This is a genomic window from Hymenobacter edaphi, assembly GCF_003258365.1.
Lineage (GTDB): Bacteria > Bacteroidota > Bacteroidia > Cytophagales > Hymenobacteraceae > Solirubrum > Solirubrum edaphi.
Map to the genome: position 1 here is coordinate 226,216 of NZ_QHKM01000005.1, position 23,309 is coordinate 249,524.

Sequence of the window (23,309 nt, forward strand, 5' to 3'; positions counted from 1 at the left end):
ATGGCCTCTCCTACGCCCTCGCCCGCTTACCAGTCCGACGCGCAGCGCAGCTTCGCCACGCCCTCGGACTACTACCGCCTGCGCGACTTCGGCCAGAAGTTCGAGGCCACGTCGGCCTTTCTGCGCCGGCACGGCGGCAACCTGTACCGCATCATGCTGCTGCCGCTGCTGGGGGCCATCGTGCCGCTGGCCGCGCTGATGGTGCTGTTCGGGCGCAGCTTCCGCTTCGGCCAGTTTCCCGGCCGAATGGGCCAGGGCAGCCAGATCAGCCTGGCGCTGATGTCGCCGGCCATCTTCGGCCTGGTGGTGCTGGGCTTGGCCGCGCTGCTGGTGCAGTACGCCATGCTCTACGGCTTCGTGAAGCGCCGCATGCACCAGCCCGACCCCACGGCCACCATCAGCGCCGGCGAGGCCTGGGACGAGGGCAAGCGCTACCTGCTGCCCATGATTGGCTACTCCATCGTGGCGGGCGTGCTCGTCATGATCGGGTACTTTCTGCTCGTGCTGCCGGGCATTTACCTCAGTATTGCGGTGCTGCTGCTGCCCTGCGTGGTGGTGTTCGAGGAAGCTGACCTGGGCAGCACCCTCAGCCGCTGCCTGCAGCTGATCCGGGGCAAATGGTGGTCGACCTTCGGGCTCTACGTCGTGGCCAGCATTGCCATGTGGATGCTCGCGGCCGGCCTGGGCGCCGTGCTCACGATTATTACGGCCCTGTTCGGCGCAAAATCGGCGGACGGCGACGCGGCCATGACCACGCTGGCGGTGGCCCAGGCCATGCAGATCAGCATCAACCTGCTGCTCACGCCCATCATTTACGTGCTGCTGATGTTTCAGTACTTCAACCTGGTGGAACGCCGCGACCATGTGAGCCTGCAGTGGCGCGCCGAGCAGCTGGGCCAGACGCCCGGCCCGGCCGGCGGCCCCACCGGCCCCGCTGGTCCCGACGACTCCCTGTTCCGCCCCAGCTACGGCGACCAAGCCCTCTGATGCCCTTGTTCCGCTTCCGCTTTTCGGGCCACCGCGCGGCGGGCGGGCTGCTGGCGCTGCTGCTGCTGGCCGCAGTGCCCCTGCCCGCCCCGGCGCAGAAAGCCCGGCCCAAAACCACGCAACGGGCCCCGGCGGTGCTGCCGCCCGGCCCGGCGCCCGCCGCCGTGCGCCGTTTCAGCGCCGCCGAGCTGCAGCGCCTGCGCGCCGACGACGACCTGCAGTACCGCCAGGACCCGCCGCCCGATAACCCGGTGCTGCGCTGGTTTCAGCAGCTGCTGCGGCGCATCTTCCGGGTGGTTTTCTCGCCCGAAAGCGGCATTTACTGGAAGATTCTGTTCTACGCCCTGGCCGTGGGCGCCCTGGTGCTGGTGGTGCTGCAGCTGCTGGGCCTGAAGCCCGGCGAGTGGCTGCGCGGCCGGGGCCGCCGCGTGCCGGTGCCCTACGCCCTGGAGGCCGACGACGTGCACGAGGAAACCCTGCCCGACCGCCTGCGCGCGGCCGAAGAAGCCGGCCAATGGCGCCTGGCCACCCGCCTGGGCTACCTGCTGGTGCTCAAGCAGCTCACCGACCGCGCCCTCATCGACTGGCAGCCGCAGAAAACCAACCACCACTACGACGCCGAGCTGCGCCAGCGCGGCCCCGCCCTGGCCCCGGCCTTCGGGGCGCTGACCTGGCAGTTTGAGTACGTGTGGTACGGTGAGTTTGCCCTGACCCGGGAGCAGTACGGGCAGGTGCAGGCCGAGCGCCGGGCCTTTCTCACGACCCTCACCACCCGCAACTTCGCCGCCTGATGCTCCGCTCCCTCCGCTGGCCCCTGACGGTGCTCGGGGCCCTCACCGTGGTGTGGGTGCTGGTGCTGCTGGCCGCGCCCAAGCAGCTCGACTGGACGCCCACGTACCGCAACGACCACAAAAACCCGCTCGACACCTACGCCCTCTACCGGCTGCTGCCCACGCTCACGGGCGGCGCGGTGCGCGCCACCCGCCTTTCGCCCTACGAGGTGCTGCAGGACTCGGCGACGGTACCCGCCACGTACTTTTTTCTGCAGAGCAGCTTCCGGCCCGGCCCCGCCGATGCCCGCGCCCTGCACCGCTACATGCAGCGCGGCGGCACCATCTGGCTGGCCGCCGACCAGATCGGCCTGGGCGCCAGCGCCGACAGCCTCTGGCGCCTGCCCCTGCTCGACGACGACTTCGCCCTGAACGGCCTGCGCGACACGGTGCGCTGCTCCCTCACGGCGCCGGTGCTGCGCGGGCGCGTGGCCGGCGTGCCGCAGCGCGTGGCCGGCAGCAGCTTTCAGCGCGACTCGCTGGGCCGCCTGGTGTTCGAGGGCAAGGATTCCGTGCAGCGCCGGGCCGCGGCCGTGGTGCTGGCCGCCGACCAGCGCCGGCGCCCGGTGCTGGTGCGCCTGCCGGTGGGCCGGGGCCAGCTGCTGCTGTGCACCGCGCCGGCCCTGCTGAGCAACTACGGCCTGCTCCATGGCCGCAACGTGCGCTTTGCCGAAGGGGCACTGTCGTACTTGCCCAAGGGCCAGGTGCTCTGGGACGAGTTCTACAAGCAGGGCCGCGGCGGCGACGAGTCCCTGCTGCGCGTGGTGCTCCGCAGCCCGGCGCTGGCCTGGGCCTGGTACGGTTTGCTGATTGGCGGCGTGCTGTTTGCCCTGCTCGGGGCCCGGCGGCGGCAACGGCCGGTGCCCACGCTGCGGCCCCTGCCCAACACCAGCCTGCAGTTTGCGCGCACCGTGGCCGGCCTCTACCGCCAGGGCCGCAACCACCAGCCGCTGGCCGCCCTGCGCATCCGCCTGTTCTTCGATTACCTGCGCACCCGCTTCCAGGAGCCCGTGCCCGCCGGCATCGATGGCAGCTACCCGCACCGGCTGAGCCTGCGCACCGGCGTGCCCGAGGCCGAAGTGACCACGCTGTTGGCCCGCCTGCACGGCTACCTCGACGCCGAGCAGGTCGCCGAAGCCGAGTTGCACCGCCTGCACCAGTTGCTCACCGATTTTCGCCAGCGGGCCGAAGGCTGACCACGGATTACTGCGGATTTGACGGCTTTGGCTACGCCTTCCTTCGGTTCGCGGATTTTGTGGTCGATTCGTCCGGCGCCGGCACCTAAAGCGACCTTGTTCACCTCAAACAGGCCTTCGGAATTGCGCTGGCATTGACCACACTCACCTGCCAGCTTGCCTGCTCGCCCAGCAACGCCCCGCGTACTTGCCTGATCATCTTTACTGAATTCTCTTTCTTTCGCCTGAATAGCCCGACGCTTTCTACTGCCGCAGGCCCCGCTTTTTCACATGGAACCGACTCCCGACCACACCCCCGATACCGCTCCGCAACCCCAACCCGCCGCCCCGGCAACCCCGGATACCCTCGGCCTCGGCCAGCGCACCGACCTGAGCCAGCTGGCCGGCACCACCGACGCGGTGCGCCGCGAGGTGGGCCGCGTGCTCGTGGGCCAGCACGATTTGATGGAGCTGCTGCTGGTGGCCCTGCTGGCCGACGGCCACGTGCTGCTCGAAGGCGTGCCCGGCGTGGCCAAAACGCTCACGGCCAAGCTGCTGGCCCGTACGCTGGCCGTGCCGTTCAGCCGCATCCAGTTCACCCCCGACCTGATGCCCTCCGACGTGCTCGGCACCTCGGTGTACGTGCCCGCCCGCGGCAGCTTCGAGTTCCGGCAGGGCCCCATCTTCTCCAACATCGTGCTCATCGACGAAATCAACCGCGCCCCGGCCAAGACGCAGTCGGCGCTGTTTGAGGTGATGGAGGAGCGCCACGTGACCTACGACGGCGTGACGCACCAGCTGGAGGCGCCCTTCCTGGTGCTGGCGACGCAGAACCCCATCGAGCAGGAAGGCACCTACCGCCTGCCCGAAGCCCAGCTGGACCGGTTCCTCTTCAAAGTGCTGGTGCCCTACCCCACCCAGGAAGAGGAAGTGCTCATCCTGCAGGGCCACCACAGCGGCCCCGGCGGCTTGCCGCTGGAAGACGTGAAGCCGGTGCTGGCCGCCGCGCAACTGGCCGAGCTGCGCGCCCAGGTGCAAAAGCAGCACGTCGAGCCGCGCCTGTTCGAGTACGTGGCCAAGCTCGTCGGCCTGACGCGCACGCACAAGTCGCTGTATCTGGGGGCCTCGCCGCGGGCTTCAATAGCGCTGCTGAACGGTGCCAAGGCCCTGGCCGCCCTGCGCGGCCGCGACTTCGTGACGCCCGAGGACGTGCAGCATCTGGCCCCGCCGGTGCTGCGCCACCGCATTCAGCTCACCCCGGAGCGCGAGCTGGAAGGCCTCGGTCCCGACGACATCGTGCGCCAGCTGCTGCAGCAAGTGGAAGTGCCGCGGTAATTTGGGTAACAGGTGACAGGTAACACGTGACAGGTTTTGGGGGGTGACGAGTGACAGGTAACGCGTGCTAAGCTTGCTCCTGGCCCTGTTATGAATCCACTATCCTGTAGCATGTTCCCCCCTCACCTACCCACGCACCTGTTACCTGTCACGTGTTACGTGTCACCTCTATGAAAGAATTCTTCCGCGCCCTGCTGCTGCCGCCGCGCCTGTTTGTGGCGCTGGCGGCCGTGGTCGTGCTGCTGGCAGTGGCGCACTTCTGGCCGGTGCTGCTGGGGCCGGCGCAGGTGCTCACGCTGCTGCTGGCCCTGCTCACCCTGCTCGATGCCGGGCTGCTGTTCGGGCTGGGCCGGGGCGGCGGGGTGTTTGCGCGCCGCCTGCTGGGCCAGCGCCTCTCCAACGGCGACGACAACGACATCCAGGTGGTGCTTGAAAACCGCTACCCCTTCCCGGCCCGGCTGGACGTAGTCGACGACGTGCCGGTGCAGTTTCAGCGCCGCGACCTGCTGTTTCCGGTGCGGCTGGGCGCCGGGCACACCACCACGCTGCACTACCAGCTGCGCCCCACGCGCCGCGGCGAGTACGTGTTCGGGCAAACCAACGTGCTGGTTCGCTCGCCGCTGGGGCTGGTGCAGCGCCGCTACCGCTTCGGCGAGCAGGACCAGACAGTGGCCGTGTACCCCTCGTTTCTGCAGATGCGGCGCTACGAGCTGCTGGCCGTGTCGAACCGGCTGACGGAGGTGGGCGTGAAGCGCATCCGCCGCATCGGGCAGAGCCTGGAATTCGACCACATCCGTCCCTACGCCCTCGGCGACGACCCGCGCCGCATCAACTGGAAGGCCACTGCCCGCCGCCCCGGCCAGGGCGAGGCGCTGCTCGTGAACCACTTCGAGGACGAGCGGGCCCAGCAAGTGTACTGCGTCATCGACAAGGGCCGGGTGATGCGCATGCCCTTCGCCGGCCTGGCCCTGCTCGACTACGCCATCAACGCCGCGCTGGTGCTCAGCAACATCGCCCTGATCAAGCACGACCGGGCCGGCCTCATCACCTTCGCCCACGAGCCCGGCGACGTGGTGGCCGCCGACCGCCGCCGCGGACAGCTGCCGCGCCTGCTCGAAGTGCTCTACCGCCAGCAGACGCGCTTTCTGGAATCGGATTACGAGCGGCTGGCGGCGCTGGTGCAGCGCCAGATCAAGCAGCGCAGCCTGCTGGTGCTCTTCACCAACTTCGAGAGCCTGCACGGCCTGCAGCGCCAGCTGCCCTACCTGCGTCGCCTGGCCGCCCGCCACCTGCTGCTGGTCGTGTTCTTCGAAAACACCGAGCTGCAGCAGGTGCTCGACAAGCCCGCCGAAACCACCGAGGAGCTGTACGAGCAGACCGTGGCCGACAAGTTCAGCCAGGACAAGCGCCGCATGGTGCTGGAGCTGCAGCGCTACGGCATCCAGGCCCTGCTCACCGCGCCGCAAAACCTGACGGCCAACACCATCAACCGCTACCTGGAATTCAAGGCCCGCGGGCTGATCTGACGGCTCACCCCGCGGTCATTGCGAGGACGAAGCAGCCGCAGGAAGGCGTAGCCAACCCTTTCTCCAGTCGCACCGCCGCTACAGCTGGCAGCAACCGAAAACGACCCCGCCCGAAACCGGAGTTACCGGTTTCGGGCGGTGCTCATGTTGGTGTTGGGGTCAGCACGTTGGCCCGCACCGATTGGCTACGCCTTGCCACGCCTTGCCACGCTTTGCTCGCAAGGACGGCCAGTACTGCCGGCGGCCGGTTGTGGTGCCTTGGGCTCATTTCTCAAACGCCTCCACGCGCGCTTCGTCGAGCAGCAGGCGCTGGCCGCTGCCGAAGTGCTCAAAGTGGAAGGTGACGTTGTCGTAGTCCTCGCCGCGGGGGGCGTGCAGGTCGAGGTAGATTTCGCGGGGCCAGCCTTCTTCCAGCGCCCGTTGCAGGCGAATGTCCTTCTGCTTGAGCACCTCTTCGCCGCGGCAGTAGCGCACGATCAGGCGGTCCATCTTGTCGGTATAGCCGCGCGGGCCGCTGACCTGGGCCCGGGCCTTCACGCGCACCCACTGCACCTCAGCCGGGTTCAGGGGCACGCGGTACACGGCGCTGCGCGGGTGTTCGGCATCGAGCGGCAGGGAGCAGCGGCCCTGCAGGGCGGGGCGGCCGCAGCCGGCGGTGGTGTCCTGCTCGAAGTCGTTGCGCCACAGCTCGCGCACGTTCCGGCGCTCCGTGTCGTCGAGCACCTGGTCGCCGTTATCGAGCAGCCAGCGCGTATCGGGCGACACGGCGCTGCGGCCTACGGCCCGGCGCAGGTACTGCCAGCTCAGCCCGCCCGGCTCCACGAGGTGGTTGCCGGCGTAGCTTTCGTAGGTCAGCCAGAAGTTGAAGTAGATGCCCAAAAGCAGAAAAACCGAGTAGGCCGCCGTGCGCCAGCGCCGCGCCAGCACCCAGCCCAGGCCCGCCGCCATCGGCCAGGCCAGCACGGCGTAGCTCTGAATCATGGCGCGGGCCCCGAGGCCGCCGTAGGCCACGTTCCAGGCGAAGGTGACGTAGATGAAAAGCACCATAAACACCAGCATGGGCCAGAAAGCCCCGGGCCGGCGCCGCCGCAGCGCCCCGAAGCCGAGCACCGCCGTCAGCATCAGCGGGGAGTAAATCAGCCAGCCGCTGCGGTAGCTCAGCAGCCCCTCCCGAATGCTCGGGTGCAGCCAGTCGAAGCCCTGGTCCTGGTAGCTGTACACCAGCCAGCGGCCGGTTACGTGGTGCCAGTAGAACAGCTGCAGGCTGCCGACGGCGGCCACGGCCAGCGCGGCCACCACGAGCTTCGGCCAGTGCTGCCGCCAGAAGCCCAGCCGCTCAGCCAGGGCCGCCCGCGCCGGGCGCAGGCCCCACAGCAGCGGCAGCAGCACCGCCAGGATTTCCGTCGGGCGCGTCAGGGCCATCAGCCCGCAGACGACGCCGATGCCCAGGGCCTTGGCCGCACTGGGTCGGGCGTAAAAGGCGGGCGTGAGCAGCAGCAGCGCCGCGTAGAGCGTGAACAGCCAGCTGTGCGTCATGCCGGGGGCAAAGGCGGCGTAGTTCAGGTAGTTGGTGCCCAGCACGATGACGACGAGCGTAAGGGCCGTGGGCCACTCGCCGAAGCGGCGGCGCAGGGCCCGCCACGTCAGCAGCAGGCCCAGCACCGCCACCAGCTCGCCCCCGATCATAATGGCCGCCTGATAGGGGCGCGAAAAGCCGTCCGGGGGGTAGCCCAGGGCCTTAGCGGCGAGGTGCCCGGCGGCGAAAAAGGGCAGGCTCTGCACGGCCAGGCCCATCGAGTATTTCATCACCTGGTGGCCGCTGAGCGAGTCGCGGAACACCTGGTTCTGGTAGGGGTCGGGGCTGTATTTGCGGGTTATTTCCGGCAGAAAGGCCACCTGCTTCAAGTCCTGGTAGATGAAGGCGGCCGGCAGGTACATATAGTAGCCCGAGGCGTCCCAGGTCAGCGAATCGGGCAGCACGGCCCGCGGCCAGGGCGGAAAAAAGGCCGTGTTGAGCAGGAAGGCAACGCTGAGCACCAGCGCCCAGAACGACGGGGACTTACGCAGCGGCGGCATGGCAGGGCGGTTATTCCTCGAAGGCTTCCACGCGCAGCTCATCGATGAGGATGGGCTGGGGGCCGTCGGCATTCCAAAGGGCCACGCGCACGTTGTCGAAGGCTTCGGCGGGGGCCTGCAGGTCGAGGTACACCTCGCTGGGCCAGTCTTGGTCGACCACCCGCTGCAGGCGGATGATGCCCTCCTTCACCCGCTCGTCGCCGCGGCGGTAGCTGACCACGAGCTGGGTCATTTTCCAGGTGTCCCACTCCTTCTGCACGCAGCGGGCCCGGGCGCGCACGCGCACCCACTTCACGTCGGCCGGGGTGGCGCTGATGCGGTACTCGGGGCTGTTCTGGTGGTCTTTGTCGAGCAGCAGGGAGCAGCGGCCCTGCAGGGCGGGGCGGCCGCAGCCGGCGGTGGTGTCCTGCTCAAAATCGGTGTGCCACAGCTCGCGCACGTTTTTGCGGCGCGAGTCGTCGACGCGCTGCTCGCCGTTGTCGAGCAGCCAGCGCGTGGCCACGGGCACGGCGTTGCGCCCCACAATGGCGGTGAAGTACGGCCGGTTCATCTCACCGGCGGCCAGCAGGCTGCTGCCGCCGTGGGCCTGGTGGGTGAGCCAGAGGTTGTAATAGATGCCCGCCAGCAGAAAGGCGGCGTAGGCCACCGTCCAGCTGCGGCGGGCCAGCACCCACTCCAGCGCCGCGGCCAGCGGCCAGGCCAGCACGGCGTAGCCCTGCACCAGGGCGCGGGCCCCCAGCGAGCCGCCGTACCACCAGATGTCCCAGGCGAAGGTGACGTAGATAAAGAGCCCGGTGTAGGCCAGCATAGCCCAGAAGGCCTCGGGCCGGCGGCGGTACAATGGCCAGAAGCCCAGCAGCGGCGTAATCAGCAGCGGGGAATAAATCAGCCAGCCGCTGCGGAAGCTAAAGATGCCGTCCCACAGGTGCGGGTGCAGCCAGCTGAAGCCCTGGTCTTCGTAGCTGTACACCAGCCAGCGGCCGGTCACGTGGTGCCAGTAGAACAGCTGCAGGCTGCCCACGGCGGCCACGGCCAGCACGGCCGCCACCAGCTTCGGCCAGTGCTGCTGCCAGAAGCCCAGCCGGGCCTGCAGGCTCGGCCAGCTCGGGCGCAGGCCCCAGAGAATGGGCAGGATGGCGGCCAGGATGTCGGTGGGGCGCGTGAGGGCCATCAGGCCCACCAGGGCACCGATGCCCAGGGCCTTGGCCAGAGTGGGTCGAGCGTAAAAGGCGGGCGTGAGCAGCAGCAGCGCCGCGTAGAGCGTGAACAGCCAGCTGTGCGTCATGGCCGCGTCGATGGCGGCGTAGTTCAGGTAGTTGGTGCCCAGGGTGAGCACGACCAGGGTGAGGGCCGTGGCGCCTTCGCTGAAGCGGCGGCGCAGGGCCAGCCACGTCAGCAGCAGGCCCAGCACCGCCACCAGCTCGCAGCCCAGCTGCAGGCTCAGCTGGTAGGGCGCCGAAAAGCCGTCGGCGGGGTAGCCCAGGGCCTTAGCGGCCAAGTGGCCGGCGGCGAAAAAGGGCAGGCTTTGCAGGGCCAGGCCCAGCGGGTACTTCATCACCCGGTTGCCGCTGAGGGAGTCGCGGTAGGCCTGGTTCTGGCCGGGGTCGGGGTTGTACTTCTGGGTGACGTCGGGCAGGAAGGCTACCTGCTTCAGATCCTGGTAGATAAAGGCAGCCGGCAGGTACATGTAGTAGCCCGAGGCGTCCCAGCTGATGAGGGCTTCGGTTTGCGGCTTGCTCCACTTGGGATAGTACACGAACGAGGTCAGCAGCACGAAGGCCGCGCAGAACAGCAGCGTCCAGAAGGAAAGAGACTTGCGCAGGGGCATCAGCAAAAGGATAAGCCGGTCGAATGGCCCGGCAAATTATTCCAAAATCCGCCAGCCGCCGCGGGCCGGGTTGAAAATCGGCGGGGCCGGCCCGTGGCGGCTCCCGCCCGTGGCGGGGCCCGGCAAAGAATTTGCGTCGACTGGGCGGATTCCCCGTAAACTCGCCCCATGCTTCGTTTGCTTTTCCTGCTGCTGGTGCTGCCGCTGGCGGCCCTTGCCCAGCCTGCCACCCGCCCCGATACCCGCCAGCTGATACCCGTGCCCGCGGAGGTCAGGTGGGGCCAGAAATCCTGCCCCCTGCCGCTGCGCCCGCAGCTTACGGGGCCGGCCAGCCCGGCCGTGCAGGCGGCCGTGGAGCGTACCCTTGCGCGCCTCATCCCGTCGGCGCGGGCGCGGACGGCGACGGGCCGGCCGCTGCAGATCAACTACGGCCGGCTGGGCAGCCCGGAGGCTTTCGACAGCGAGCAGTACAGCCTGCGCGTGACGCCGGCGGGCGTCACCATCGATGCGCCCACCTCCCTGGGCGTGCTGCGCGCCCTGGCCACGCTGGAGCAATTGCCCCAGCGCCAGGACAAGCTTTCCGTCCTGCCCGAAGTGGAAATTCGGGACCAGCCGCGCTTCGTGTGGCGCGGCCTGCTCATCGACGCGGCCCGGCACTTCATGCCCGTGGCCGTCATCAAGCGCAACCTCGACGGCATGGCGGCGGTGAAGCTGAACGTGCTCCACTGGCACCTCTCCGACGACCAAGCGTTTCGGGTGGAAAGCAAGGTGTTTCCGCGCCTGCACCGGGCCGGCAACACCACGCCCGGCTTCTACACGGCCGCTCAGATCAAGGACGTGCTGGCCTACGCCGCTGCCCGGGGCATCCGCGTGGTGCCCGAGTTCGACATGCCCGGCCACACCACGGCCTGGCAGGTGGCCTACCCGCGCCTGGCTTCGCTCGATACCATCTACCCGCCCTACCAGAGCTGGCGCCTCGGCCACATTGCCCTCGACCCGACCCGGGAAACCACCTACAGCTTCCTCGATTCGCTGCTGGCCGAGCTGACGCCGCTGTTTCCGGACCCGTACTTCCACGCCGGCGGCGACGAAAACGACGGGCGGCAGTGGCGGCGCAACCCGCGCATTGCCCAGTACATGCGCGCAGGCGGCATGGTGAAGCGCGACGGCACGGTGGACAAGCACGCGCTGCAGACGCAGTTCAACCGCCGCGTGCTGGCCATGCTCACCAAGTACCAGAAAAAGATGGTGGGCTGGGACGAAATCCTGGGACCCGGCCTGCCGCCCGACGCCGTTATCCAGAGCTGGCAGGGCAAAAAGTCGCTCTACGCCGCCGTGAAGGCCGGCCACCAGGCCCTGCTTTCCAGCGGCTACTACCTCGACCTGAACCTGACCGCCGCCTCGCACTACGCCCCCGACCCGGTGCCCGCCGACGCCCCGCTCACGGCCGAGGAAAAGCAGCGCGTGCTCGGCGGCGAGGCGGCCATGTGGGCCGAGTACGCCGATTCCGTGGTCCTCGACGCGCGCATCTGGCCCCGGGCCGCCGCCGTGGCCGAGCGGCTTTGGTCGCCGGGCACCGTGACGGACGTACCCGATATGTACCGCCGCCTGCAGGTGGTGGCCGCCCAGCTGGAAACCCTGGGCCTGCAGCACCGCCGCGCCCCGCAGCAGCTCCTGACCATGATGGCCGCCGGCCAGCCGGTGGAGCCGCTGCAGACGCTGGCCGCCGTGCTGGAGCCGGTGAAGGAATACAAGCGCCACTTCCAGGGCCGCACCTACACCCCGCAAACGCCCCTGAACCGCCTCGTCGACGCCGCGCCGTCGGAATCGGAGGTGGCGCGGGTGTTTCACGCCACGCTGGATTCCTTGCTGAAGGCGCCGCGGGCCAAGCTCACCGAGCTGCCCCGCACGCCCGCCACGCGGCGGCAGCTGGCCTACCTGCGCCAGCGGCTGAAAACCTGGCAGCAGAACGACGCCCGCGTGCAGCCCACCCTGCAGCTCAACGCCGACCTGCGCGAGTACGCCCCGCTTTCCGCCCAGCTCACGGTGGTTTCGGCCCTGCTGCTGCAGCGGCTGGAGCAGCTGGAAAAGGGCCAGCCGGCCGCGGCGGAGTGGCTGACGGCGGCGCAACAGCAGCTGGAAACGGCGAAAAAGCCTGCCGGGCAGGCCGAGCTGGCCCTGGCCACCAGGCTGGACAAGCTGCTGTGGGCGCAGCCGTAAGAACTGCCGCTGCCAAGGCCAATCGGGCGGGTTATCGAACGGAAACCCCGCGCCGGCCGTAGCTTGCGGCGGCCGACGTGCCTACCCTTCCCCTGCTATGCGCCTTTCCTTTGTTGCCCTGGCGGCCCTCGCGGGCCTGGCCGCCTGCCAGACCGGCCAGCCCGATTCCGAGCGTAACCCCACCACCGAAGCTTCCGCCGATACCGCGGCAGCTGCTACTCCGGCGCCCGCGGTAGCGCCGGCCAAGCTGGCCCGGCAGGTTAGCCCGCTCATCAACGGGGTGTGGGTGAAAGCCGCCTACCTCGACGCGCTGACGCGCACCCGCTCGCCCCAGGCCGTGGCCCGCACGCCCGCCGCAGCCGACATCACCGCCTTTGCCATCGACGTGAGCCGCCCCCGCGCCGACAGCGTGGCCTTCGACGCCATCCTGAACAACCACGAGGGCGGCGCGCTGCAGGTGTACCTGCGCCCCGGCCGCCGCGCCCAGTCGCTGCCCGTCAGCTACATCGACTACAACGACGAGGGCAGCCGCTACGAGCTGAGCTACGGTCTGCAAGCCGGCGACACCGTGCTGCGCCTCGATAAGTACGACCTGCAAAACCGCCTGCGCCAGTCGGTGCCCTACCGCCGCATCCGCTTCCGCCCGACCAACTCGCCCGCCGAGCCCGCCCTGAACCAGGGCCTGGAGCGCGCCGTGCGGCAGGCGGTGCTGGCCGGCCAGTACGCCGGCCGCGACTCGGTGGGCCGCCCCGTGCAGGTGCAGCTGGCCGCCGACGGCCGCGTGACGGGCCTGCCGCCCTTTCATTCCTACGACGTCAGCATCGACTTCATCGGGCCCGAAAGCAACCTGAACACGCTGCTGTTCAACCCCTACTCCGCCCAGCAGCGCACCCTGGCCTACCGCCTCAGCCGCGACACCCTGCGCCTCTACGCCGTGCGCCCCGACGCGGAGCACATCAACCTGCAGCCCGCCCGCCTGCACTACACCCTGGTGCGCCGCCGCTAGCCGGCTTACTCGGCCTTGGCGCCCTGCTCGATCCAGCAGCGAATCAAGTTCCGCTCCTCCTGGGTCATGCCGGTTTTGTTGTTCTGGGGCATGGTCTTGGTGACGACCACGCGCTGCATGATCTTGTCCTTGAGGCGGATGATGTCCGTGGGCGAGTCGTAGACCACCCCGTTCGGCGGCGACTTGAACACGTCGTCGGTGGGCGTGGCGGAGTGGCAGCGGAGGCAGCGCTGCTGCACGATGCCCTGCACCTGCGCCATCGATACGTTGGGCGTACAGTTGACCGCCGCTCCGGCGTCGGTTTTGGGCGCCGTCACGAAGGCCACGGCCAGCAGTAGCCCGGCCGCCAGCGGGAAGACGATGCCGGTGGCCTGGTGCTTCTCGCGCAGGTTCAGCCAGTGCTTGATGCCGGCCGTGCCCAGGGCAATGGCGGCCAGCACCAGCCAGGGGTAGCTGTGGCCGAAGGTGCTCGGGAAGTGGTTGCTGACCATCACGAAGAGCACCGGCAGGGTGAAGTAGTTGTTGTGCAAGGAACGCAGCCCGGCGTGCTTGCCCAGCTCGGGGTTCAGCGGCAGGCCCTCGGTGGCGGCCTTCACCATGGCCTTCTGGGCCGGAATGATGATGAAAAACACGTTGCCGACCATCAGCGTGCCGAGCATGGCCCCGAAATGGAGGTAAGCGGCCCGGGCGCTGAACACCTGGCAGTAGAACCAGGCAAAGGCGGTGCAGATCAGCAAGCCCAGCACGGCCATCAGCGGGCCGTTTTTGACCAGCGGCGTGCGGCAAAGCAGGTGGTACGTCACCCAGGCCACCCCGAAGGAGCCGATGCCGATGCCCACCCCGGCCAGCGGGCTGATATCGAGCACCTGCGGGTCGATGAGCATGGCCGAGGGGTTGAAATAGTACACCACGCACAGCAGGCTGAAACCGGTCAGCCAGGTGAAGTAGGCCTCGTACTTAAACCAGTGCAGGGCCTTGGGTATTTCCTTGGGCGCGAGCTTGTACTTCTCCAGGTAGTAGAAGCCGCCGCCGTGCACCGCCCAGAGGTTGCCGGCCAACTCCTCGCGCACGTTGTCGGTGCGGTTCAGGGCGTTTTCGAGGAACACGAAGTAGAACGAGGCCCCGATCCAGGCAATGCCGAAGGTCACGTGCATCAGCCGCACCACGATGTTGAGCCATTCCATCAGGTGACCCTCGTAGGCCGAGCCGGCGGCGAAGTTGTAGCCCACGGCGAGCAGAAAAAGCACGGCCAGCACCGTGAGGGCGTAGGCGAAGCCCTGCATGGTCAGGCCACCCTCACCGAGGGCGCCGCCACGGCTGTGGCCCCGGGCCAGCCGGTGCAGAAACGCACTGACGCCGATGATAACCAGGAACACCGCCAGCACAACCACCAAAACGAGAAGGGAAACCATAAACGCGTAAGCTTGGCCCTGACGCGGCAGAACCTGGTACTGAGAGAAACATCGGGCGCCCAAAGCGGCACCTGCGAGAAACAAAGCGGACCGATTCAGGAAGTTATGGGGCGTTTGTCATCCTGAGGCGTAGCCGAAGGAACTTCCTCACACCCTGCACCAACCGAGAAGCGCAGCCACCAACGCCCTTTCGTCAGAACGTCATCACCAGGATTTAACCTTCAGTGCAGGGTGCGAGGAAGGTTCTTCGGCTGCGCTCAAGATGATAGCGTTTGAACAGCACGGACTTGCTGATCGGGCACCGTCATCAAGGCTGAAGCATATGAACTAGCAGTCAGCACGTTGGCTGGCCGCGACGCTCATTTTCAACTTTTCCGGGCGAAGAACCGGTGGGTGGCAGTGCTTCGTGTTTGAAATATTCTCATTTTGTAGCACAGTATCCCTGCCTTCATGCCAGATTTCGCAATAAAAAGTAAAAAAATTGTCACGCCGGCGGGTATTCGGCCCGGCGTGCTGCGCATCGAAGGTGGCCGGATTGCCGCCGTGCTGCCCGAACACGAGCCCGTCGGCGGCCCCCTTGCCGACGTGGGAGAGCGGGCCGTGCTGCCGGGCGTCATCGACCCGCACGTGCACCTGAACGAGCCCGGCCGCACCGACTGGGAGGGCTTCGACACGGGCACCCGCGCCGCGCTGGCCGGCGGGCTGACCACGCTGGTGGATATGCCACTGAATTCCAGCCCGGTAACGACCTCGGTGGCCAACTTCGAGCAGAAACTGGCTGCTACTGCCGGCAAATTGCACGTCAACTGCGGCTTCTGGGGCGGCATCGTGCCCGGCAACGCGGCCGAGGTGGAGCCGCTGCTGGCCCGCGGCGTGCTCGGCTTCAAGGCCTTCCTCACGCACTCCGGCATCGACGACTTCCCCAACGCCACCGAAGCCGACCTGCGCGCCGTTATGCCCCGGCTGGCCCGGCACGGGGTGCCGTTGCTGGTGCACTGCGAGCTGAGCGAAGACAACGACGCCTGGAAGCAGGGCGACCCGCGCTCCTACCTGAACTACCTGGCCTCGCGCCCCAAACACTGGGAAGACGAGGCCGTGGCGCTGATGATCCGGCTGTGCCGCGACACCGGCTGCCCCACGCACATCGTGCACCTCTCCTCCGCCGATTCGCTGGCCCAGATAGCGGCGGCCAAAGCCGAGGGCCTGCCGCTGACGGTGGAAACCGGGCAGCATTACCTGTTTTTCAACGCCGAGGACCTGCCCGACGGCCAGACGCGCTACAAGTGCGCCCCGCCCATCCGCGAGCGGGCCAACAACGAGCAGCTCTGGCAGGCCCTGCAGGCCGGCCTCATCGACTTCGTGGCCACCGACCACTCGCCCGCCCCGCCCGCGCTCAAGCAGATCGACACGGGCGACTTTACCACCGCCTGGGGCGGCATTGCCTCGCTGCAGCTGGCCCTGCCCGCGCTCTGGACGGCCGCCCACCGGCGCGGCGCCACTTTATCGGACCTGGTGCGCTGGCTGAGCGAAAATCCGGCGAAGCTCATCGGCCAGGCCGGGCGCAAGGGCCGCATCGAAGCGGGCTACGACGCCGACCTGCTGGTGCTCGACGCCGACGCGACGTTTACCGTGACCGAAGCCGGACTACACCATCGGCATAAAGTGTCGCCCTACGTGGGCGAGACGCTGCGCGGCGTGGTGGAGCAGACTTACCTGGCCGGCGAGCTGGCTTATCAGCGGCCCGATTTTGTACGGCTCAACCAGGGCCGGATTCTTACCCGCTAGCCGCTCATGAGCAACTATCCGGAACGCGCGGCGCAGCTCATGCGCCGCATCGAGCAATTGGCCGCCATCAGCGAAGAAGCGGGCGTGGTCACGCGCACCTTCGGCACCCCGGCTTTCGTGCAGGGGCGCAACCTCGTGCAGCAGTGGATGCAGCAGGCCGGCCTGCAGGTGCGCGTCGACAACATCGGCAACCTGCGCGGGCGACTGGCCAGCGCCCGGCCCGGGGCCAAGACGTTCGTCATCGGCTCGCACATTGACACGGTGGTGAATGCCGGCCGCTTCGACGGGCCGCTGGGCGTGCTGCTGGGGCTGGATCTGCTGGAGCAGCTGGCCGCCCGCCGCGCCGAGCTGCCGTTTCACCTGGAGCTGCTGGCGTTCAGCGACGAGGAAGGCGTGCGGTTTCACACCACTTACTTAGGCTCCAAAGTGCTGACCGGCGCCTTCGAACCCGCCCTGCTCGGCCGCACCGATGCCGCCGGCATTTCGCTGGCCGAAGCCATTACCACAATGGGCGGCAACCCCACCCAGCTGGCCGCCGACGTGCTGCCCGCCGCCGAGTGGCGGGGCTACTTCGAGGCGCACATCGAGCAGGGACCGGTGCTCTGGGAGCAGCAGGTGCCGGTGGCCGTCGTCACGGCCATTGCCGGGCAGCGGCGGGTGGAGCTGACGTTCCGCGGCATGGCCGGCCACGCCGGCACCGTGCCGATGACCATGCGCCAGGATGCGCTGACCGGCGCCGCCGAGTTTGTGCTTTTGGCCGAGCAGTTTGCCCGCGCCCACGGCCGCAGCCTGGTGGCCACGGTGGGCAAGCTGCAGGTGCCCCACGCGGCCAGCAACGTGATTCCCGGCGAGGTCGTCTGCAGCCTGGACCTGCGCAGCCCCGACGAAGCCGAGCTGGCCGCTGCCTACGAGCAGCTGCGCCAGCAGGCCGAAGCCCTGGCCGCCCGCCGCGGCCTCACCCTCGATTGGCACCTGGTGCAGCAAACCGCCCCCGTCAGCTGCGACGCGGCTCTGAACGCCGGGCTGCGCGAGGCCGTGGCCGGGGCGGGTTACCCGGTTATCGAGCTAGTCAGCGGGGCCGGGCACGACGCGGTGCCGGTGTCGCAGGTGGCGCCGGCTACCATGCTCTTCGTGCGCTGCTACCGCGGCATCAGCCACAACCCGCTCGAAAACGTGGAGCCCGCCGACCTGGCCGCCGCCCTGCAGGTGGCCGAGCAATTTCTGGCCGGGCTGATTTCTGCCGGCTAAACCGCTTACTTGTATTCCCCTTGTCATGTCGAGTGCAGCGAGACATCTGGCTTGGTTTCGTTGGAACGCCTCCACCCAGATGTCTCGCTGCACTCGCCATGACAGCTCCTCTTTCCCACCTCACGCCTTCCATGGAAATTTCCGCCCTTACCCGGTCCGTCGTCAAGCGCAACCACGCCATCATTGCCCCCGATGGCTACATCAACAGCAACGTGCCGGGCTGGACCAACTGCACCGTCAACGTCATCATCAACGAGCAGATGGGCGCCCGTCTCTGCCAGACGCTCATCACCCTGCGCGAGGGCGGGCAGCTGCTGGGTCGCACCGAAGCCAGCCAGATTTTCTTCTACGTGGTCGGCGGGCAGGTGCAAGTCACCGTCGACGGGCAGACGCGCCAGCTTACCGAAGGCCAGTACGTGTACGTGCCCACCGGGCAGGAATACCGCTTCGAGCAGCCCGCCGAAGGCACGCAGGTACTCACCTTCCACAAAGTGTACGAGCCGTTGGAAGGCCACGACGCGCCGGGCGTGTACTTCGGCGAGCGGGACCTGAGCAAGGCGCCCGTCTACATGAACGACGAGGCCCTGCGCATTCAGGAACTGCTGCCCAACGAGTTGGGCTTCGACATGGCCGTGAACATCTTCACCTACGGCACCGGCGGCCACCTGCCCATGGTGGAAACCCACATCATGGAGCACGGGCTGATGTATTTGCAGGGCCAGGCCATCTACATGCTCGACCAGCAGTGGTACCCGGTGAAGAAGGGCGACTCCATCTGGATGGCGCCCTACTGCCAGCAGTGGGCCACCGCCATGGGCCAGGAGCCCTCGGTGTACATCTACTACAAAAACGTGAACCGCTTCCCGACGGTAATCTGACGGCCTCCCGAACGTCACGCCGAGCACAGCCGAAACATCTCGCTGACTGATGTAGCATAGTAGCTCCAATCGTCAGATACTCTCTAGCGTCAGCACGCGAGATGTCTCGACAAGCTCGACATGACGTTCAGATAGACGTTCAACCATCCCACCCATGACTCTCGACGAACTCAACCACCTCGACCGGCCTGCTTTGGCCGCGGCGCTGCGCCGATGCTGCGGCGCCGCGCGCTGGGTGGAGCAGATGCTCGACGTCTTCCCGGCCTCGGACAAGGAAACCCTGCTCGACCACGCCGATAGCATCTGGAACAACCTGGGCCCCGAAGACTACCGGGAAGCCTTCACCCACCACCCCAAAATCGGCGACCTGAACGCGCTGCGCGAGAAGTTTGCCAGCACCAGCGCCTGGGCCGAGGGCGAGCAAGGCGCCGTGCGCCAGGCCTCCGACGACATCCTGCAAGCCCTGGCCGAGGGCAACGCGGCCTACGAGCAGAAATTCGGCTACATCTTCATCGTATCGGCCTCGGGCAAATCGGCCGAGGACATGCTGCACATCCTGCAGGCCCGCCTGCTCAACGACCCCGACGACGAAATCCTGCTTGCCGCCGACGAGCAGCGCAAAATCACCCGGCTGCGGCTGGAAAAGCTTCTCAGTGCCTAGTGCCTGGGGCGTAGTGTTTAGGTTCGTGCAAGAACAGCCTAAGCACTACCACCCAGGCGCTAAGTATCAAGCACCAAGCACTACTATGAGTCAGCTCACCACCCACATCCTCGATACCACCAAGGGCCGCCCCGCCACCGACGTAACGGTGGTGCTCTACACCCCGCTGCCCGGCGACGGGTGGCTGGAAATGACCCGCGGCGTGACCAACCAGGACGGCCGCGTTCCGGACCTGCTCTCCCCCACCATGCGCCTGCCGGTGGGCCCCTACAAGCTGAAATTCTTCACCCAGGAGTACTTCGAGCGCACCAACGCCACCACCTTTTACCCCTACGTCGAAATCGTCTTCACCGTCTCCGACGGCAGCCACTACCACGTGCCACTGCTGCTGAATGCCTACGGCTACAGCACCTACCGCGGCAGCTGACGCCTCCTGTCATGTCGAGCAACGCGAGACATCTGGGTGAACAAACCAGGGAGTATCCTGACCCAGATGCCTGACTACGTCCACCTTCGGTTCGGCTGTACCTCTGCATGACAATTCCAGCTCTTAACTCCTAGCTTCCAGCTCCTTCCTCCCACATGCACCTCAGCCTTCCCGAATCCGATAAACAGCAGCTGCTGGAGCAGCTCGGCACCGCCAACCTGAAGTTTCAGCGCACCTACCCCGGCGACCGGCCCGACCGGCAGCCGGTGCACACCGTCTACGGTGGGGCCAACCTCTTCAAGGCCGATACCTGCCAGCGCATGGGCGACATTGCCCTCAATAGCCTGCAAACTTACGCGCCCAACTTCGCCGAGCTGGCCCGGGTACTGCGCCTCGAAGGCCACGAGCACCTGCCCACCCTGGCCGCCGACGTGGCCGACCTCACCGCCCGCCTCGACGCGATGAGCGAGGAGGAACGCAAGAAGGAGCACGCCTGGCTGGCCTATTCGGTCTACAACAAAGTCGTGCGCAAGCTGCGGACCGAGGCCGTCGAAGACTTCCGCATCGACTTCGAGGACGGCTTCGGCAACCGCCCCGATGACGAAGAGGACGCCACCGCCGTGCAGGCCGCCAAGGAGTTGGCCAAGGGTCTGCAGCAGGGCACCATTTCGCCCTTTATCGGCATCCGCATCAAGCCCTTCACCGAGGACCTGAAGCAGCGCGGCGTGCGCACCCTCGACATCTTCCTGACCACGCTGCTGCAGGAAACCGGCGGCCGGCTACCCGACAACTTCGTGGTGATGCTGCCCAAAGTGACCATCCCTGAGCAGATGACCACCATGGTGCGCCTGTTTGAGCTGCTGGAACAGGCCAACGGCTTGCCGGCCGGCACCCTGCGCATGGAAACGATGGTGGAAGCCACCCAGATTATCATGGACGAGGAGGGCCGCAACCCCTTGATGCGCATCATCCGCGCCAGCGAGGGCCGCTGCATTGCCGCCCACTTCGGCACCTACGACTACACGGCCTCGGCCGGCATCACGGCGCGGTACCAGACCATGGCCCACCCCGTCTGCGACTTTGCCCACCACATGACCAAGGTGGCGCTGGGCGGCACCGGCATCTTCCTCTCCGACGGGGCCACCAACGTGATGCCCATCGGCCCGCACCGCGGCGAGGCGCTGAGCTACGAACAGCTACGCGAAAACCGCGAATCGGTGCACAACGCCTGGCGGCAGGGCTTCCATCACACCACTCACTCGCTCATCAACGGCCTCTACCAAGGCTGGGACCTGAACCCGGCCCAGCTGCCGATGCGCTACGCGGCTACTTACACCTTCTTCCTGAGCAGCTACTCGGACGCGCTGCACCGCCTGAAGACCTTCGTGGAGCGCGCCGCCATCAGCACCCTCACCGGCGACATTTTCGACGACGCGGCCACCGGGCAGGGCCTGCTCAACTTCTTCCTGCGCGCCCTCAACTGCGGCGCCATCACCGAGGAGGAAGTGCTGGCTACCGGCCTGACCACCGAGGAAATTCAGTCCCGCTCGTTTTACCGCATCCTGCAGGGCCGCCGCCAGCAGCCGGCGTAGGGCCTTGGTTTGGCCCGACGGACTGTGGAGACGCATGGTTGCGTCTCGTCGTTGAACGATGACGCCCACCCGGCGCGGACGACGAGACGCAACCATGCGTCTCCACAGCGTGGGCTGCCGCGTTTAGTCGAATAACTTACTCCTATTCCTGCTTGCCATGATTCGTCGCCTCAAAGTGCTGGCCGGGCCGGAATCGGTGCTGGCCATCGGGCGCACCAAGAAATCCTTGCGGCGCGACATGCTGTGGCTGGGCCTGGCCCTGCTGCTGGCCGCCGGCTGCCTGCTGGTGGAGTTCGTGACGCTGCTGCGCGAGCCCGCGCCCGACTACCTCAGCCTCGGGGCCGTGGCCCTGGGCGCGGTGGTGCTGGTGCTGCTGGCCGGCCTGCTGCGCCGCCTGCGCCGGCAGCTGCTCACCCGCGACCGGATTATCTTCGACCGCGGCCGCGGCGTGGTACGCCGCAACGAGGAGGCCCCGTTCTGCTCCTTCGACGACATCAGCCGGGTGGTGCTGGAGGCCGTGCACGACACCGAGGACCACTTCTGCGGCTACCTGCTCTACGTGGCCGCGCCGGCCCGCGGGCGGTTGGTCATCGGCGAAGGGCTGGCCAAGGGCAAGGATCTGGCCGTGGCGCAGCTGATTGCGCAGTTTACCGGCAAGCCGCTGGAGCGGGTAGGCGAGCTGGCCGCCGACCGGCTGGCTCACCCGTAAAAACCCGGGAGCCAAAGCTCCCAAGCCGCTGCCTCAACGACAGGAAGTACAAAAAAACCGAGCATTAAACCACATATTACTAATGACTTATCTTTGTCAGCAAGCTTAAATAAGCCTGAATCGGAACCTCAAGCGTCTTTGGGAAGCTTATGCAGAAAAATCAACGGCTACTAGCTGGCAGTGACGTAGTTTAGCCCCCGGCGCGGGCGGGTGGGCCGGCAGCGGCCGGGGGCCCCGCTGCAAATTCGCCTGCGCCGAACTGCACCTGAACGCGTAGCTTTACGTACGAGAAGAGTCATTACCCGCCGGCAGAATCCTATTTTGAACCTGATGAACCGCCTCCGTCGTTTCGCCCCCGGCAACTGCATCGGGCTGCTGCTCGGTTTGCTGCTGCTGGCCGGCGCTGCGCAGGCGCAAACGCCCGACACCGTCCGCAGGCCCAAACCCATCCGCGACGTTACCCTCGACAACATCGACGTGGCGCCCGGCGCAGTGGACACCAAGGGCTGGCTGCTACTCAACCAAGACATTGCCATTGAGCTGGACGGGGCCGTACAGAACCTCTACAACTTCAAGTACGACAAGGCCGAGCGGCAATTCCGCTCCTTGCGCCGGCGCTACCCCAACCACCCCATGCCCTACTTCCTGATGGGCCTGAGCACCTGGTGGAAAATCGTGCCGACCAACGTGCAGACCAAGCTGTACGACAAGCCCTTCTACGCCTACATGGACACGACCATTGCCAAGGCCGAAGCCCTGTACGAGAAGGACAGCAAGAACTACGAAGCCTGCTTTTTTCTTTCCGCCGCCTACGGCTTTGCCGGCCGCCTGCAGGCCGAGCGCGGCAGCTGGCCCAAGGCCACCGTCAGCGCCCGGCGGGCCCTGAAGTACCTGGAGCTAAGCCAGGAAGCCAACGGCCTGAGCCCCGAGTTTTTGTTCGGGCAGGCGCTGTTCAACTACTACGCCGTCTGGATTCCCGACAACTACCCGCTGCTTAAGCCGGTGCTGCTGCTCTTTCCGAAGGGCGACAAGCAGCGGGGCCTGCAGCAGCTGCGCAACGTGGCCGACAACGGCGTGTACGTGGGCCCCGAGGCCAAGGTATTCCTGATGCGCATCCTCAACAACGAGGAAGGCAACCCGGTGCAGGCCATGCCCATTGCGCGCAACCTGGCGGCCAAATACCCCGACAACGGCTACTTTCAGCGCTTCTACGCCCTGCTGAGCTTCAACGAGGGCGAGTTCAAGGACTGCGAGCGGGTGAGCCGCGAAATCCTCGATAAAATCAACCGCGGCATGCCCGGCTACGAGGGCATCAGCGGGCGCTACGCCACCTATTTCCTGGGCTGGCTGATGCAGAACAAGTATAAGGACCAGGCCAAGGCCAAGGACTACTACCAGCGCTGCATCGTGTTTTCGGAAAGCACCGAGGACACCCGCGGCGGCTTTTACCTCTACGCCAACCTGAACCTGGCCCGCATGGCCGACAAGGCCGGCGACATCAAGGAAGCCCGCCGCTACTACACCGAAGTGGCCGACATTGCCGACAACAAATCGGCCAACCAGAAGGAGGCCAAGGCCTACCTGAAAACGCACAAGCTGAAGAAGTAAGGTAGC

Annotated in this window: 18 protein-coding genes; 15 read left to right on the forward strand and 3 right to left on the reverse strand. The window is 67.0% G+C overall.

The genetic code is table 11. From position 1 onward, the window contains the following. The 5 genes from DLM85_RS25540 (at position 1) to DLM85_RS16960 (ending at position 5,853) form a co-directional block, all read left to right on the forward strand. Entirely contained in the window at positions 1–987 is a 987-nt protein-coding gene (locus tag DLM85_RS25540; RefSeq protein ID WP_165822176.1) for a hypothetical protein, read from the forward strand. Continuing rightward, positions 987–1,778, forward strand: coding sequence for a DUF4129 domain-containing protein (locus DLM85_RS16945; protein WP_165822177.1), 792 nt, complete (start codon positions 987–989; stop codon positions 1,776–1,778). The genes DLM85_RS25540 and DLM85_RS16945 overlap by 1 nt, the downstream gene beginning before the upstream one ends. Continuing rightward, entirely contained in the window at positions 1,778–3,013 is a 1,236-nt protein-coding gene (locus tag DLM85_RS16950) for a DUF4350 domain-containing protein (RefSeq protein WP_111479308.1), read from the forward strand. Before DLM85_RS16945 ends, DLM85_RS16950 begins: the two co-directional genes overlap by 1 nt. A 270-nt stretch (positions 3,014–3,283) precedes the next feature. After that, entirely contained in the window at positions 3,284–4,327 is a 1,044-nt protein-coding gene (locus tag DLM85_RS16955; protein WP_111479309.1) for an AAA family ATPase, read from the forward strand. A gap of 170 nt (positions 4,328–4,497) precedes the next feature. Further along, positions 4,498–5,853, forward strand: coding sequence for a DUF58 domain-containing protein (locus tag DLM85_RS16960; protein ID WP_111479310.1), 1,356 nt, complete (start codon positions 4,498–4,500; stop codon positions 5,851–5,853). 264 nt (positions 5,854–6,117) lie between these two features. On the opposite strand, the gene DLM85_RS16965 is transcribed toward DLM85_RS16960, so the two are convergent. Together DLM85_RS16965 and DLM85_RS16970 are read right to left on the reverse strand one after the other, a co-directional pair. Continuing rightward, positions 6,118–7,929, reverse strand: coding sequence for a hypothetical protein (locus tag DLM85_RS16965; protein WP_111479311.1), 1,812 nt, complete (start codon positions 7,927–7,929; stop codon positions 6,118–6,120). Positions 7,930–7,939: 10 nt separating this feature from the next. Further along, positions 7,940–9,757 (reverse strand): hypothetical protein, encoded by a 1,818-nt coding sequence (locus DLM85_RS16970; RefSeq protein WP_111479312.1) that lies wholly within the window; start codon positions 9,755–9,757, stop codon positions 7,940–7,942. A gap of 168 nt (positions 9,758–9,925) precedes the next feature. Between DLM85_RS16970 and DLM85_RS16975 the strand changes: the two genes are divergently transcribed. Continuing rightward, positions 9,926–11,977, forward strand: coding sequence for a beta-N-acetylhexosaminidase (locus DLM85_RS16975; RefSeq protein WP_111479313.1), 2,052 nt, complete (start codon positions 9,926–9,928; stop codon positions 11,975–11,977). A 97-nt stretch (positions 11,978–12,074) separates the two neighbouring features. Beyond that, a complete protein-coding gene (locus DLM85_RS16980) occupies positions 12,075–12,983 on the forward strand; it encodes a hypothetical protein (RefSeq protein WP_111479314.1) in 909 nt (302 codons plus the stop codon). Between the two features lie 5 nt (positions 12,984–12,988). Here the strand turns inward: DLM85_RS16980 and DLM85_RS16985 are convergent, their stop codons facing one another. Beyond that, a complete protein-coding gene (locus tag DLM85_RS16985) occupies positions 12,989–14,395 on the reverse strand; it encodes a urate hydroxylase PuuD (RefSeq protein WP_207891047.1) in 1,407 nt (468 codons plus the stop codon). 450 nt (positions 14,396–14,845) lie between these two features. Between DLM85_RS16985 and allB the strand changes: the two genes are divergently transcribed. The 8 genes from allB to DLM85_RS17025 all read left to right on the forward strand — a co-directional run bounded on the left by allB (position 14,846) and on the right by DLM85_RS17025 (position 23,303). Beyond that, a complete protein-coding gene (gene allB, locus DLM85_RS16990; protein ID WP_111479315.1) occupies positions 14,846–16,180 on the forward strand; it encodes an allantoinase AllB in 1,335 nt (444 codons plus the stop codon). A 6-nt stretch (positions 16,181–16,186) separates the two neighbouring features. Next, a complete protein-coding gene (locus tag DLM85_RS16995; protein ID WP_111479316.1) occupies positions 16,187–17,428 on the forward strand; it encodes an allantoate amidohydrolase in 1,242 nt (413 codons plus the stop codon). 131 nt (positions 17,429–17,559) lie between these two features. Continuing rightward, on the forward strand, positions 17,560–18,306 hold the full coding sequence (allE, locus tag DLM85_RS17000) for a (S)-ureidoglycine aminohydrolase (protein WP_111479317.1): 747 nt from the start codon (positions 17,560–17,562) through the stop codon (positions 18,304–18,306). Positions 18,307–18,460: 154 nt separating this feature from the next. Then, positions 18,461–18,967 carry a 2-oxo-4-hydroxy-4-carboxy-5-ureidoimidazoline decarboxylase gene (uraD, locus tag DLM85_RS17005; RefSeq protein WP_111479318.1) on the forward strand — a complete coding sequence of 169 codons (507 nt, stop codon included), beginning with the start codon at positions 18,461–18,463 and terminating at the stop codon, positions 18,965–18,967. Positions 18,968–19,052: 85 nt separating this feature from the next. Continuing rightward, entirely contained in the window at positions 19,053–19,394 is a 342-nt protein-coding gene (uraH, locus tag DLM85_RS17010; RefSeq protein ID WP_111479319.1) for a hydroxyisourate hydrolase, read from the forward strand. Positions 19,395–19,549: 155 nt separating this feature from the next. Next, positions 19,550–20,986 (forward strand): DUF6986 family protein, encoded by a 1,437-nt coding sequence (locus DLM85_RS17015; RefSeq protein WP_111479320.1) that lies wholly within the window; start codon positions 19,550–19,552, stop codon positions 20,984–20,986. A 157-nt stretch (positions 20,987–21,143) separates the two neighbouring features. Then, a complete protein-coding gene (locus DLM85_RS17020) occupies positions 21,144–21,695 on the forward strand; it encodes a hypothetical protein (protein WP_111479321.1) in 552 nt (183 codons plus the stop codon). A 330-nt stretch (positions 21,696–22,025) separates the two neighbouring features. Beyond that, positions 22,026–23,303, forward strand: coding sequence for a tetratricopeptide repeat protein (locus tag DLM85_RS17025; RefSeq protein WP_111479322.1), 1,278 nt, complete (start codon positions 22,026–22,028; stop codon positions 23,301–23,303). Positions 23,304–23,309 lie beyond the last annotated feature (6 nt).